Here is a 16324-nt window from a genome sequence, read left to right as displayed (position 1 = left end):
AATGGCAAAAAGAGGCCAGAACTATTTTAAGTTCCGGCCCCTTTGCCTTGTTATAACTTCTAAAAAATTATAACAAGTTCATTTAATAAAGTCAATAAACAGATTTCCTTTATTTTTTTAATTTTCTTTTTTCTTTTTGCTAAGTGCTGCATAAAGAGCCATCATGAATCCGGACAGGGTCACCATCACCTTACCGGCGGCATTTTGCCGGTCACCTGTCTTAGGCAGTTTGGCAAGGGGTACGTTTCCGTCGTCAACAATTAACAGATCCACGGATCCTCCACTGGGCAGGTCTGCAAGCGGCACTGGGTCTGGAACAATCGTCACCATTTTACCCGGACCACCTGGGTTATCCTTTCCGGAAGGTCCTCCTGATGAACCTCCGCCGCCTTTGATTTTCTCATCCTGAATGGTAATGGTAAAGCTATTGATTCCATCGAATGTCACAGGCGCTATATTGTTGTTAATATAATATCCGGCCGGAGCTTTTGTCTCAAGGAAGGTGTAGGTGTCCTTTGGCAGCCTCTTTATCACAAACTGCCCGTCGCTGTCGGTTACAAACCTTCCTGCTGCCGCCTTATCGTCCGTATATCCGGCAAAGGACCCTTGATCCAGCTTTACATATCTACCGTCAGAAGCCTTTAAGATAAACTCGGCACCCTTTAGTTTCACATCCGCATAGACCGCATTGGTTTTTACTACAGTGATCTTAGACGGCATATTCTCAATCGCTCCATTTGTTTTTTCAAACAGTCCTGGTTTGGTATACCGGATCTCCTTATTGGAGTCATTGATTGTAAATTCTACTGACCATGGTGTCGTTCCAAGAAGGTATCCATCCGGTGCTTTTTTCTCAACCAGGCGGTAAGTGCCGTATGGCAGGTTCGTGATAACCCCTTTTCCGTTCAGCACAAAGGTTATGGTATTCCCCAAAACCTGATCAGCCGTCCAGGAGACGCCCTCTGATGCCACCTGATAACGGTAGCTGTCCCAGGCTCCCGGAACCAGGGTAGAAAGATTAGACAGCACAAATTCTGCTCCCTCAAGCCTCTTTCCGGTATTTTCGCCGTCTACCTTTTCCATTTCCAGATTTCCGGTGCTGATCTTATTCGTCACAGCAATGGTCACAAGAGCTTCATTTAAAACCGTCACTGCACTGCTGTTATCCTTTAAGATACTTACTTTGCCTTCCTCGTCTATCCTGATATAGAACGGCTCAATGAAATCGTACCGGTCGGTTGAGATTTCCCTGATCCGGTAATCCCCGTGCTTAAGTCCCAGGTAAATGATTCCGTCCTCGCCGGTGGTAAACAATCCGGTGTCAGCGTCCGCGTCAGTCTTAAACCGATTGGCTCCAAAAATAGATAAAACTCCATTTTCTTCATACCGTCCTGGTCCTAAGATCTCAAACTGAATTCCGCTTACTCTGTTTCCAAGATTATCCAGTTTCTTAAGCTGGAGTTCAAACTGGGCCCGCTCATTGACTACTGCATTGCCGTTTCCAAGGTCAGCTTCCCTTTGGTCCTCAGTAATGGCAAAATCAAATTCTGCCTTTCCATTAAGGCTCAAATAGCCGTTTGGTGCCTTTTCTTCCTTAAGAGTATACGTTCCATATGGGATTCCCTTCATGTCAACATGGCCGTTTACCGCCGTAAAGAGGATTTTTCCATCTTCTGTCTCAATGTCACTAATTCCCATTGCATTCAGCTCATCCGGACTCTTGTTTTTTAAGTTTTCTGTAAAATGTTCAAAGGCTCCGTCTACCTGTGCCTCTTTTTTTGTCAGGGAGAACCGGGCGTAAGCAAGCGCTTTTCCTGTTAAACTGTCGACCTTATTAAATACCAGAGATCCGGTTCCATAATCATCGGTAACGAAATCATTTCCGTCTGCCTGGACCGTGTAAGCCTCTTTTTCACTGCCAAGTGTTACTTCATATACTCTGTCGCTTAATTCATAACCGGCAGGGGCTTTTTGCTCCTTTACATAATAAGTTCCCAAAGGAAGCATCTCTGATTCCCCAATGCCGCCATTTCCAGTTGTCATGGTGCCGGCAAGTGCTGTTAAGTCTTTGTCGGAGTAGATCTCAAATACCGCTCCGTCAAGTCTCATCTCATGGTTGTGGGATGCAGCCTTGTTGATACGTATTTTGGCCATATTCCTCACATCATATACCATTACGGTTTCTGTATTGCCGGACCGGAGCACGGTAATCTCCTTATCAGCAGTTACGCCGTAGTTAGCAGGTGCTTCGATTTCCTTTAAAACATAGTTTCCTGCCGGGAGACGTTTTACAGTAACCCTTCCATCGCTTCCGGTAGTAAACGCAGAACCTTCCGCCTGGCTTTCCTTTAATCCGGTATAAGAGTTGTTTTCATCCAGAGCCACATACGTCCCGTCTGTGGTCATCATCACAAACACTGCACCAGGCAGTATTTCTTCCGTCATCTGATCTCGTTTTTCAATGTTCAGCTCGTGAGGCGTATTGACAATTCCATTGCTTCCTGTCAGGTTCACCCCTTCGGCACTTTCAATGGTAAAATCCATAATCCATTCACTTCCGCTGCTGAATAAATATCCTTCCGGCGCCTTGATCTCCTTTAAGGTGTAGCTGCCGTATGGGATCTGTGTCAGAAGACCTTTCATCGAATCTTCGGTTCCATCTACCTGGAACCTGATATAGAGCCTTCCGTTCTCGGTTCCTGTTGATACATGGGATACTCCAAGACCGGTCACATGATTCTGGTAAGCGGCAAATGCTCCGTCAATCAATGAGGTTCCGCTTAACTCAAACTGTGCCCCCCTGATAGCCTTCCTGGTTTCCCCGTCGAGCTTTTCTAAGTCAAGGGATCCGGTTTTGATCACATTCTTTACAATCAGGTTGATCTGGTTCTGTTCTGAGCTGCTTAAAGTGAGCTCGCTTCGTCCTTCCCCATTTAACAGAGAAACGGTTCCATTTACATCAATTCTTACATAGAATGGTGCTACTGTTTCATAGCCCTCGGCATCCAGCTCCTCTATTTTGTAATCTCCGTATGGGAGATTCCAGGTGATGCGGCCGTCTTCATCGGTCTGTTTTACTTCATACCCGCTTTCAGACGGATCATTTAACTTAAATGTGTCCTTGCTAAACGGGTTCCATGAACTGCTTTCATATTTTCCAGGACCGGTTATGGCGAATTTTATTCCGGCTACCTTGTCGTTGCCTGTATTATCCGCCTTCTTAAGACTTAAGCTGTATTCGGTTCTGGTATTCTTAATAAGGTTGCCCGGAAGATTTGAAAGCACTGCCTTCTGCCCGTTGGTTTCGATCCGAAATTCGATATCAGCCTGCTTCTTTGTAATATCGTATCCATCAGGCACCCGGATTTCTGACAGGGTGTAGGTTCCGTATGGGATTCCGGTGAGTGTTACTTTACCAGTTACCACTTCAAATTCCACCGCATTGTCTGTTGCCGTTACCTTTGTCACTCCCATGGATTCCGGATCTGCCTTTATGGCCTCTATAAATGCCTTCCAGGCATCCTCTACCGCTGCATCTTTTTTCTCAATCCTAAACGCTGCTCCGCCAAGCTCTTTTTCCGTCAATCCGTCCAGTTTTGTAAATTCCAGACTTCCGGACACATATCCGTTCTTAACCGTTATAACACTTGGTATCGGGTTTCCATCTGTCTTAAATTCCTTGCTGAGAAGCTCCCAGGCCTTCTGCCCCTTTACCTGATAGGAATCCATAGGAACCATATCAGCGGTCTTTGCATTGGCAATTTCATATCCTGCAGTCGCCTGATCCTCTACAACGATATAATTCCGGTAATAGAGAAGCTCACCCGCACTCCAAATTGCCTCCGTTCCGTCCAGAGCCGTACTGCCCTGGGCAACCGGTTTTCCAAGTGCTTCCGTATTCGTAATTCCATTTTTCTTAAACGCTGTCATCTCCTCGTTCGTATACGGACCATATACGCTGAAATGAGCGCCTTCTACCGGATTTCCGGCTTCATTTGTCTTTTTAATTGTTACATTTCTAAATGGTACAAAACCAATATCCTTTGTCTTATCATAAATATCTCCCGTCGACCATAAGAAGAAGTCTTCCGATGAATAAGAACCCTTTCCACCTTTAAAGTTACTGTCAAGGCTCTCTTCGTAATTAATACCTTCCTTTACTAAAGTCTCAGGAAGCCTTGATCTTCCGGCCTCCGGATTTTCCCCGGTGGAAAGCATGGTTGGTTTCGCCAGCTTAAGCACCAGATCTTCATATCCCACAGGCATATCTTTGGTTTTCACAAAAATCTGGTAGTGAGCAGGATCGTCACCCTTTAACTTTGTTACGATTAAAGACTGATTGCTGTACCAGCTGTTTTCCTGATCCTTGGTAAATTCTGATCCCGTGATGCCAAAGGGCTTTGCAGGGGTCAAACCGTCAAACAGGAATCTGGCATCGCTTAATCCTACTGTACCATTATCTTCATTGTCGCCGCTCTTACCGTACTTCATCAGACTGACCTCAAAATACTTGGATTGAAGCAGCGGAAGCAGATCCGTAAGAAGATGATCATTTTCAATACTCTCATCCTGGATACCATTATTGTTATCGTCAATCCATATCCGTCCTGATACCTTTACTTTACCCGGAATCAAAACTACCTGAACTGCATTGCTGGTCTGCACTTGGATGAACTTAATCTCTGAATCATCTGATAAGTTTTGCTTGTAGCTGTAGGAAGTTGCAAAGTCATTGACCGCATATCCGTAAGCCACGTCATCCAGCTCCTTTTTTTCCGTATAAGGAACAACCGTTTCATAGGTCACTACCAGATTTTCTCCCGGAGCCAGATAGAATAAAGGATCTGTGATCTTAATGCGGATGGCTGAGGGATCATTGGAGCTTACGTTCCAGAAACCATCACTGTTGCCGCTAAGCATGGAATCCTTTCCAGCTTTTGCAGTAGCCGAATCTTTAAATACCTTATCAGAGTAAGTCACTTCATGGCTAAAGCCTGAAACCTTCCGGCCTGAATCATGATCCATTCTGTTTTCAATGGCAATGGACTGGATTCCCACATACTTCAGCCGGTAGTCACTTTTCCGGTCAAAACCGCCGGTACTGTAATCTCCCTGCACTGGAAGAATATCCATGAACTGCAGCTGGGTGATAAAGTTGCTGTTTGAATCATTGTTTACCATGAGCCGGTATAATACGCTGCCGTCTGAATTGGTGAGGTCCGTATCATCTGCACTCTTTCCTACCGTTCCTACCGTTGTACCAGATACGAATCTGGTGTCTAAATTCCCCTTTACCTCCTTATGGAGGACCAGCCCGGTGCCGGTGCTCATGGTGTTCTCCGCAGAATCCGAAGCGTAGCCATAGCTGCGGTACTTTTCATCTGGAAGTTTAACATCCTTTGGCAGGTCTGGGCTGGGCCATTTGCTGCCAGAATCCGTTTTGATCATAAAGGACGCACCTGTCTGGTTTAATGAAAACGCAGGCTGCAGAACATCGCTGGTAACATAAAGTTCATTGAGAATGTTCTTTCCGTAATTAATAACGCTGCCCGCAATCTGTGCTTTAACTTCTACCGAAACAGATTCGCCTTTGGCTAAAGCTCCGTTTAGCTGGATGAACAAAGTCTCCCGCCCGGTATCCTTATCAACCTTTCTGACCGTTTCTTCAATGGTAACCCCCTCGGGAGCATCCTTTAAGGTTACAGCCTTTAACAGATGGTTTTCACCCGCTGATTCTCCTGATACGGTAACTCCAAGAGGTACATAATCAATGAGAATAGGCTTTTGCATTGGAACAATATCAGGATCATCGCTTGTGGTATCATTCTTTACATAAAGCGTATAAGTCAGGATATCACTTGGCTGTATTCCTTTAATAGGATCAACACTCTTTTTCACCGAAATAGTCGGCGCCTGGCTCTGAATCACCTGGATATCGCATTCCTTTTCAGCCTGGCTCTTTTCCTGATTCTGAGACAGGGTTCCGTTGATATCCCATGTTCTAAAGTCCATAGCCACATCGGCCACGTTGCGGATATATTTAATTTCTTTTTTATAGGTTCCGTCGGGCAGCTTTGCATCCTGACGGTTTAATTTTACCGTAACCTCTATGCTTCCCGGTACAAAATCATTTCCAAGGGCATAATGGTTATCCGTAGAGCCTTTTAACGTGTCATCCCGGTAGCTGATCTGGAAAGATTTCACCTTTTTGCCGCTTACCGGTTTTACCAGACCAATCTCTCCGTCACTGGATACCGCAACGCTCTGTACTTCTCCCACCTGGATTCCGTTAAAATCATAGAAGGTTACATCAGCCATAATGGTACCTGTTTGTGCGCCCTTGATACGGTTCTGTTCCGTGGCTTTCCCCGGCTTCACTCCGGTGATCGTATATTTTTCATTGGTATAATCAGCCTCTGACAGCACTGATTTTCCTGCATCTAACATCTTTAAGCCCGTATCCGTAATTACAAACCGGTCCAAAGGTATGCTGTTGACCACATGAGGTGTCAGGGTATAGGTCACTGTCTGGCCCTCATTCCACCATAAATCCTTTAATGTGGTTGTGAGGGATGTTTTATCCAGTGTTACTCCTGTCTTCTGTTTTACATTTGTAAACTCACAGGCATCTGGAATAATACCCTTTGTAATTTCCACTTCTTTCCTGTAAATGGTTCTGGTATCATCCTTATTAATCACATAGCCCAGGCTGTTCTGGGTCACTGCCGTCTCTTCGATGACATAGGTTCCCGGTAGGAGTAAAACCGTAATTCCTGCTTCTCCGTACGGTACCGCAACCATATCTCCAACCTGATTTCCTGTTTCCTTTTCCGTTATTTTCATGAAAACGGCAACGGAGCCACCCGGATTATCCGATTTATTTACATCGTTCTTAATGAGTCTTAAAGGCAGCGCTTCCTGGTTATGGGCTTTAAAGCCATATACTCCCGGAGTAACGGTATTGTTTCCTGTCAGAACATAAAGATCAAGACCTGCTTTCGTTTCACCGTTCTTTATTACATCTGCGGTCGTGGGAAGGATGGTTCCCTCATCCCCTTCAAAGGAAGACATGCGGAATGTTTCCAGGCCATATTCCTTCTTTGTTACTTCATAAACCCCGTAAGAATCGCCTGCAGGAAGATCAAGCCCACGGAAGGAAAGTTTCCCCTGGGAATCGGTGGTCCCTTCTGTAACATAAGTCCAGGTACCTCCGGCTGATTTTCTGTAAAGCTCAAAGCTGATTCCTGACTTGAGAGATTCCAAACCTCCGTTTCCGCTGTATTTGGTAATCTCTAAATCAATACCGCCCTGATTCTTAACGGTAATCTCTGTTGTTTTTCCTGTTTCTGCTGCCAGGCCTTCCGCCGGTATGGCCGTTGTAATTGCAATATAGCCTGCAGGAGCATTCACTTCTTTTATATAATAGGTTCCAGGGCTGTATACCTTGGTGGAGAATACAATTTCATATACTCCGCTCTGCCCTATCTCAGTGAAATCTCCCACCGCTTTTGTCAGCTCCGGATCGGAATAAAGCTTAAAGGCTGCTCCCGTTAATTGATTGGACGGATCCATTCCGTCTACCTTGGTCAGGCGTATCTTAGCCTTGGCATATTGGTTATTCACTGTAATGGATACCGGGTTTTGGGAGGTAAAATCAGACACTCCGCCTGCCTTGATATAACCATCTGCCTGAAGAGTTCCGTTATCTTCCACGCCTAAGGCCGAAAGCACCCAGTCAGAGTTTTCATGCTCCTTTAAATAATAAGCTCCGCCCACCGGATTCTGAGGAAGGAGTACCGTTCCCTTTGCCGTGTAGTAACCATCCTGAGCTGCAAAACTTTGTATCTTTACCTGTACCGGTTTGCTGTTTTCATCTAACACCTGTTTATAGGCATTATTGGAATAGGTGTAAATATCAAATACGATTTCAGCTGGGAGCTTACCAGCAAGGTTCTCATCATTTTTGAACCCGTCGCCAAAGAAAAGCTTCTTGGTTACAGTCAGCTCCGCTTTCTTTCTGTTTTCAATGGTCACAGAAACAGTGCCTTCGTATCCGCCTGCCATATCTCCCACCACGGCTACAATCATTGGCTGAGCATCAATGGTATAGCCTGCCGGAGCCTTCTGTTCGGTGATCCGGTACCAGCCAGGCTCACAGCCCTTCATGGTATAGGAACCATCTTTGTTATCAGTCAGGGTCCCCTTAACTGTAAAGCCCTGATCTGGTTTCTTATATCCTACATCCGTTACATTCTGCAGAACTCCTCCGATTAAATCCGTGCCGGAACGGAATTTTAGGTATTCCACTTTAAAGGAAGCGCCTGCCATGCCAGAACCACTTGCCTTCGTTTCTGCATCTGTCTTATGAATGACAAGATCAGCCAGACGGGGGTTCTTAACGACTGCGGTTGCCAGCTTTCCTTTCACGCCGTTTCCTACCGGGACCAGGGTTACCTTTTCTCCGTTCGCTTTTGCCTCATATCCCACATTCACTGTCGCTGTTTCAAAATATCCGCTGGTCACGGCTTTTGCCGCTTCGCTTCCTAAGGCTTCCGCCTTTATGGTGTAAACGCCGCTGTTTAAGTTAGAAAAGCTGGCAGCATATTTTCCATTCGCCAGTTTTATGGTAGCCGCCTTGATCTCACTGCCGCCTTGCTTTTGAATGGTAAAGATGATTCCGCCAAGGTCAATAAATGGATTTCCTGCCCAGGTGGTCTTTTCAATTACCAGTTCCGGCTTCTCCGGGTTATAGACGTTTACAGTGGAAGGAGTGCTTCCGACTGTAAAGTATCTCCAAAGATCGTTCTCACCGGTATACATGGTAATATAGTTCTTCTGCTGGCCAACGGTCAGGGTTTCCTTTAGCCTATACCGTCCTGCTTTTAAGCCATTGGGTATCTTTACCTGGCCATTGCTTTCCGTGGTATAAGTTCCGATCTTTACATAGCTGTAACTGCCGTTTTCCCACAGATACTGCCAGATTTCAAACTGCACGCCGCTTAAAGGAGTTTTTCCAATGTTAAGAACATTCAGTTCCTCATCGGTTTTGCCAAAGGTACCGGTATCCGGTACGTATCCGTATTTTGCAAGAGTTACCGGATATTGATCCAGCACTGTATTTATCAGACGGTATTCCTCAGATTTTCCCTGCTCCCAGAAATACTGGGAATCAATGATATCCTTATTTTTCGGAATCGTCACTTTCAGGTAATGAAGGGTAGTATCCATCTGGATCTTGGAAGGCGCATATACCTCTTCCAGTCCAAAGAGAACTTTTACCTCTTCATTCTCAAGTTTAAGGATCCTGTCTATACTGGTTTCGTCAAATCCCTTACTTTCAAGCTCAGCCTTAAGTTTCCCCATGCTGATCATCTTGGAAAGGGCATAGCCTGTTTTGTTCTCACTGTCAGATTCCAGACCGGTTTCAACCACTTCCACAGGAAGCAGCTTTTCTTTACTATCCGGATCCAGAAGCCATATCTGGAATTTAGCCCCGCCTAAAAGAGTTGGTTCTGCATTCGGCTTTCCGGCATCCTTTAACCATTTGTTTAATGCGATCTGGAAATAGTATGCATCAAGACCTCCCGGTCCATCTCCATGCTGATTTTTCACCACAGCGATTTGATCATTCCGCCCGTTCTCATATAGGTGAAGCATATCATTATATCCTGAATAACCGGAGTCTTTTGGTGCAAATACTGCTACGATCTGCCGTCCTCCTGGCAGTTGATATCCTGGTGCTGACTCATCCTCGACTAGCCAGTATACCTTACCGGTTTCCAAAATGGCGGTATCAAATTCTCCAGCCGCCCTGATTCCTGTCTTCGGATTGATCCGGGTACCGCTCTCATAGCTGTCAACCTTCTCAAACAGACTTTCATCAGCTAAATCTTCTAAACGGATTCCTGACAGATCCTTCTCATCCCCCTTCATCTTATAAAGGGTGAATTTAGCTCCGTTGACATTTTCCGCTGAATGAGAAGTTCCATCAAATGCCGTTCCATCACAGGTTTTCAATATATTAAACTGAACCCATGGCTTATAGTTATAAAGTGGATCGGTATTCTGGATTAAAGAGTCCGCTGTTTCTGCAAGATCCTTACCCGTATATTTCACTGCATTGTACGTACCTGCCTCTAAATCTGAAACAGAAAGAGTTTTTGGCGGTTCGCTGTTACCTTCTGCCAAAGGTGTTTTATCCATCATATTCAGATCAAAACCAAAGCCGGTCTCTTCCTTAGTGGGAACCCGAACCTCAACCACATAGTAGGTATCATTCCGGTTAATATCATAGAAGGTTGCAATTCCGTCATAGGTATTGGTGGTTTCTGTTTTCACGTAGTCTGCTGTGATGCCGTCTGCATTTACCTTATAGAGGGCCAGTTTTACGTTTCCAAGAACATGATCCACCGGATAGAATTGATAGTTCCATCCATCTCTCCAATATTTCTGGGTGCGGATGGTCAGCTTTGGTTCGTTCTTAATAACAAGCGGACTTCCATTTGTATCCCCATTGACCGTAGTGATGACTTTGCCTTCCATTAAAGTAGTCGTTAAAATTTCATGGGAGGGCAGATATCCTTCCGGCGGTGTTATTTCAGCAATAACATAAGCAATCCTGCTTCCATCGGTGTCGAAGATCTTAAGACTTGAGCTGTCAAAGGTTGCCTGACCGCTCCCGCTGGTAGTTGCCGTCTGAATCGGATTAAGAATGCTGTTTTCCCAATTATTAACATCAAATCCTTCCGCTTTGAATATACCAAAAACTGCTCCGTTCACAGTGATATCCCTCAAAGCATCTTTTTTGGTGACCGTTACTTTTCCATAATCCTTATAATTTACTAACGGCTTATTCGGTCCTGCCAGATAGAGGGCCAGATTCTTTTCGTTACTTGCAGATGCTGCGGTTATTATGACCGGTCCATAATATACATCGGTACCGTAAATCTCATAACCAGGATCACCTGGATGGGCACCTTGTGCTTTCTCAGCATCAGAAAGCAAATAATAAGGATTGATATTACCGCTTGGAACCACTTCTTTAAAGTAATACGTTCCAGGAGCAAGCTGAGTTGAAACACTGGAATTCAAACTGCCTGCAATTGTAAAGTCACTGCCGTTCTTTACATAGACATCAAATGGTATTACTGCATTTTGATTTGCCGTTCCGTTTGCATCGTATTGTGTCTTTTTGATAGAAACAGATTTATATGGCTTATTTTCAAAGGTCCGGCGAGTCTCCATGTTTCCCTGGGAAAACCACCGTTCCAGATCTGCTTTTAGAACAGGCCCATTTGGAGTTGTGATCTTAATGCTATTCCCTTTTACAAAATTAACAGGAGCCACTATTTCTTCAATGATATAGTCTGTTCCGGGATCAAGAATAACATATGTCCCCACATTGGATACCGCACCGTTAAAAATCACTGTCTTATCCACATCTCTCGTAATTTTAAATTGTGCTGTTATCGGATTTTTATTATCTGTGATATCAACCTTATAAAGCCAGTAAGGAATCTTTTGAGGAATGTTATAGGCCTTTACGGTCGTATCACTTTCTCTGGTAACCTTATAAGGACCGATGAAAACTTTATCCTCCGAAATAACTGTCTTCGCGGAATCCTCTGGTTCCAGCCTTCCGCTGCTGTTAATCTCAGACCAATAGTATTCCTTTGTCACATCAAGGCCTTTTACCAGAATTTCTCCTTTGCCATCTGTTGTATAAACTTTTTGGGGCAATACTTCAGTAAAGTCATTCCCAACTTTATAATAAAGGTTAAACTGGAATCCACTTTTTGAAGCATTCTTATTTAAGCTATTGCTGTTAATGGACCAGGCATCCTTTTGAAGTTTTAAGGTTCCGCCCTTATTATTTTTCAAATCTACCTGAGTCATCTTTAAAGCTTCAAGAGTAAAGGTCTTATAAATGTAAGTCTTATTCTCCTTTGTCTCCTGTGAAAAACCGTCTTTGCTTCCATTTCCGTCGGAATATCCTTCGGGAACTTCTTCAACGATGCGGTACTCAATTTTTTTGCCCCTTCCATCAAAAACCGGAAGTGCCGCATTAAACTGGCTTGCGTCATCAAGAGAGTAGATGGTTTTGGAGCCAACACTCACTTTTTTCCATGTTCCCCCCACATTCTCCTCAAACCAGAACTTATTGTTAAAGTCTCCTCTGTTGACACCGGGTACTTTTATATAATCACCCTTGTCATCCTGCATCCACTTTGTTACATTTATCTTTGCTTCATTTAATGTGTTGACAAGGATGTTATTCCCGGTTTTTATAGGTGATGTCTTACCGGCCTCTACGGTCACTTGATAATCATGATTGTCAAGGATATAACCATTGGCACTTTTTTCTCTCACAATATAGTCGCCAGGCGTAACAGGCTTAAACAACACATATCCCTTGTTATCTGATTTTACGGTTTTAACCTCTGAAAGACTTCCATCTTCATTTTTCTGATAAAGAGTGAATTCTGCTCCATCCAAAGCTGCTAAATTTGTTTCAATAAGATCTGCACTGGTCCAGGTGCGGGCCTTCTTATAAAACTCAATCGCTCCTTTTCCAATGACTTCGTTTACTACCGTGATCTCTGCTCTTTCATCAGCCTTTAAGGTGACTTTAATATCATTTCCACTCACAACGGCATTTGTTCCCAACTTTGCAAAACTGAATTGGGTTCCAACAGGATTTGACTTCTCTTTGATCACATAGGTTCCCGGATCCACCTGGATCTGGATATAGCCATCGTCCCCCGTCGCGTAGAATCCGCTTTCCGTCTCTTCGTTTGAAGGATTGACTGCAATGTTATTATTGTTAATTTTCTGACTATGACTGTCTATAACCGTATAATTGTCATAAGGCGTTTGGCTGTTGTCAGAATCCAGGGAATAGATCTCGAAACCAGCCATCCCTGGATATTCTTTTTCCATGGCCAAGTCATATTTCCGGGTTAAGCCAAGACCCTCGTCAATTTCTTTCATTATCTTGATAACTGCAGGCTTATTGACTTCATGAACAGCAACATTCACATCAGAATCTTCTGCCACCAGCTGATCTGCTCCCAGCTTTACATATTCCAGATGAGCCTTATTGTTAACGGTAAACACGGACTTGTTCCCTGCGCGCTCATCATTGTATTTCAGCAAAAATGGTTCATAGGGATAGCGGGCGGTTACCAGATAGGAGCTGTAGGTGGGTGCCTGATCCGAAACATAAATGTGGTCTGCCCCGTTTTGTCCCTGGGTTTTAAATTGATCAATGGTAATGGACCCATCCTCGTTGTTAATCACATGGACATCAGATCCATCTCCCCATGTGGCTGTTACGGAAACAGGCTTCATAGCCTCAGGTGCATGTTCCGTAAGGATCTTAAGGGAGTCTGTAATCTTAAAAGAATCCTCCTTAAAACCGGTACGGCCATAGGTCTGGTAAATCGTTCCGCCCGGTTGTCTGGATATATCGCCTGAGCTTCCATACATACCGACTTCAATCAGATAGGTAATGTCCACAAATTCAGGGTTTCCTGCGTTGTCTCTTACCACCGTATAAGAGTTATCCGCAGGGCTTACACTCTTTTTAATATGCCATGCATCATCGGACACAAGAGTCATTGTGGTGTCCGCCGGCTGCTCCGCATAAGTAATTGTTTCAATATTTCCCGGGTAAGTCACATGTTCCTTATCTGTCTTATCCGCTACTTTAACGTCAGCATAGAAAGCCACGCTGTCCTGAGGCAGTGTAAATTCCTCACCAACCGCTCTTTTTCCATTTCCGTCAATATAGGCATTCATGGTTATACTGTCTGATTTGCCTGGACGGATCACATTCTGCTCATCTCCGACGCTGATTTCATAAACTTTTCCCTCACCATCTGAAGATACCAGCTTCACTTTTCCGGGCTGCTCTTCTATGGCTATGCCGTCAGGAACCGTAAATAGGATTTTAGCATTCTCATAGGAATCAAACAAAGAAAGCTTTCCTCCTGCAGCATATTCATACAGAGGTGCTGCCTGCATGGTATAGGTGATGGTAAAGGTATATAAAATTCCTGCCTTTATGGAACCGGTCTTGCTTTGTGAAAGATTCACTTCAACCGCTTCCTTCTTATCTACAGCATCTGGCCCATAATAAGTAAGAGCCGTTTCATAAGGACTAAGTTTTCCTTCACTGTCCACCTCGGTATTAAGCAGGGTTATTCCATAGCTGTGAACTACCATGCGAAAGGATGGCTGGCTGAGGAATGAGAATAAATTTATCTTCGTTTCCTCTCCATTTAAGGCGGCCATATCTGTTCCCATCAGGGCTGCCCGTTCCTCTTCTGACAGGATCTTCGTATCCCCTACAGAGACAAGATCAGCATCATCACTGACGGAATCATCCATGTCTGCTTCAGAATCAGTTGCCCGTGTAATTTCAGTACTGAAAAGCACAGGAACATCATGCCTTGATACTGAGAACCCATTTATACTCAGGCTGCTTACAGAAAAATCTTCCCCGGATCCTTCCGAATTGGAATCTTCCTCTTTGACTGCATTCTCTGATTTTTCTACGGCTTCTCTCGAATGCTCTTCCGTCTTAGTCTCTTTCACAGCCTCTGTCTGGCTTTGTGTTTCTTCAGCCGGCTCCGAAAGATTCTTATCAGTCTCACTGCTTTCCTGAGCCTCAGTTTCCTGGATCTTAGTTTCCTGGATCTCGGTTTCTTCCGAATCCGTTTCCTGAGCCTTGGTCTCTTCCTCTGTTACAGCAGCTGTTTCCTTGGTCCCGGCACTCCCAGAGCCTCCGGATTGTTTCCCGGTTGAGGATGGCTGTTCAGAAGTCTTTGAACTTTCCCCTATCACTGCAAACTCTTCCATCTGGGCGTCTGTGATCATTAAATCATCACCAATGATCCGCAGCCTGAATTCACAATCCCGGTCCTTATAACCGTTGACACCAATGATCTGAATATTCTTTAAGAATGATTCCTGCCTGATCCGTTCGGATTTATCCGTTTCGAAAAATGGTTCTCCCTCCAGGGTATCGGATACCACCACCAGATACATGGCTTTTCCAATCTTTTTCTGGAGCACCAGAGTCTTTCCCTCCAGTTCTTCATACAATTTTCCTATGACCAGGTCCTTTTGATCCCCTTCAAAAGGGATTAAATCTTCCTCTAATTCCGGTCTTCTGTCAAAATCCTTTTTAAGAACCTTTTCAATGGCTGACTGGGTGACTTGGACGTCAATAATCCTTGCCGCTTCGGACGGAGTTGCTTCCGACGGAGATGCTTTCCCTGCATTGGATGAAGATTCACTTCGTTCTGTAGTCTCAGAGGCATATGCGGTAGTAACTGTAAGCTGAGATATATTTCCGGAAACAATCGCAGCTGTCAGCAACCAGGCAATTACCCTTTTTAAGCGATGCACTTTCTTCACTGCACCATTCATACTTTATCCTCCTTATTTATTTCTATCTTCATGTAAAATCTATTGATAAGCTCAAAGCTGTATTTTCTATTTATTCAGTATATAACCCGTTGGTTACAGATTGGTTATATTATCTTAGTTTTGGAAAATAATTCTTGTAACCGTTTTTGAATTGTTAACCTACTACAAATTATTGGTTGACAATTAATTCAGCATGTGTTACCATGCCATTAGAATTTTATACCAGATAAGGGAGCATGATCTTATGAATACAGTAAAATCGTTTCAAACAAAGAGCTCATCCGCAAACCGGATAACGACAAAGGAACTTGTCCTGGCCGGCATGTTTGCGGCTGTTCTTGCCGTAATTTCCCAATTATCTATCCCTATGCCAACAGGAGTTCCCATTACCATCCAGATCTTTGGAGTGGCACTTATAGGAACCGTGTTAGGGTGGAGGCTGGGCTTTTTAGCAACTCTGATTTACCTCCTCTTAGGCGCTGTGGGCCTGCCGGTCTTTTCAAACTTTCGCGGAGGCATCCAATTCCTACTGGATCTTACCGGCGGTTACAAATGGGGCTGGCTGATTATGGTGCTCCTCTGCGGCATCAGGCCGAAAACCGGCAGCAAGCTTCTAAACACAATCCTTATATTTCTCCTTCCGATTCTTGGTACTCTCTTGGATGAAGCCATCGGAGGCCTTCAATGGGCAGCATTATCCGGAGATATGTCGGTATCAGCCGTATTTTCCTATTCCATAGTTGCATTTGTTCCCAAGGACATTATACTTACAGTGATTGCTGTCATCACCGGAATTCCTATTCGAAAAGCCGTATCAGGGCAATGATAAAGATTTCTGACCGGCCGGCGCCTATAAAAGCGCCGGCTTTTTAACGTTAACATTTCCTTA

2 protein-coding genes are annotated in these 16324 nt (G+C 44.4%); one reads left to right on the top strand and one right to left on the bottom strand.

Annotation, left to right across the window (positions count from 1 at the left end; all coding sequences use genetic code 11):
- Positions 1-117: 117 nt before the first annotated feature.
- The gene (locus BMW45_RS06690; RefSeq protein WP_092241538.1) at positions 118-15435 is read right to left on the bottom strand and encodes a doubled motif LPXTG anchor domain-containing protein; all 15318 of its coding nucleotides are present in this window, start codon (positions 15433-15435) and stop codon (positions 118-120) included.
- Between the two features lie 244 nt (positions 15436-15679).
- Between BMW45_RS06690 and BMW45_RS06685 the strand changes: the two genes are divergently transcribed.
- Positions 15680-16261 carry a biotin transporter BioY gene (locus tag BMW45_RS06685; protein WP_092241536.1) on the top strand — a complete coding sequence of 194 codons (582 nt, stop codon included), beginning with the start codon at positions 15680-15682 and terminating at the stop codon, positions 16259-16261.
- Positions 16262-16324 lie beyond the last annotated feature (63 nt).

It is taken from the genome of Lacrimispora sphenoides, from assembly GCF_900105215.1.
Lineage (GTDB): Bacteria > Bacillota > Clostridia > Lachnospirales > Lachnospiraceae > Lacrimispora > Lacrimispora sphenoides_A.
The sequence above is the reverse complement of the archived record's forward strand: the minus strand, read 5'-3'. Positions and strand labels throughout refer to the sequence as shown.

Coding starts and splice junctions, on each gene's coding strand:
- BMW45_RS06685 (WP_092241536.1), top strand. CDS start 15,680: ATGAATACAGTAAAATCGTTTCAAACAAAGAGCTCATCCGCAAACCGG.
- BMW45_RS06690 (WP_092241538.1), bottom strand. CDS start 15,435: ATGAATGGTGCAGTGAAGAAAGTGCATCGCTTAAAAAGGGTAATTGCC.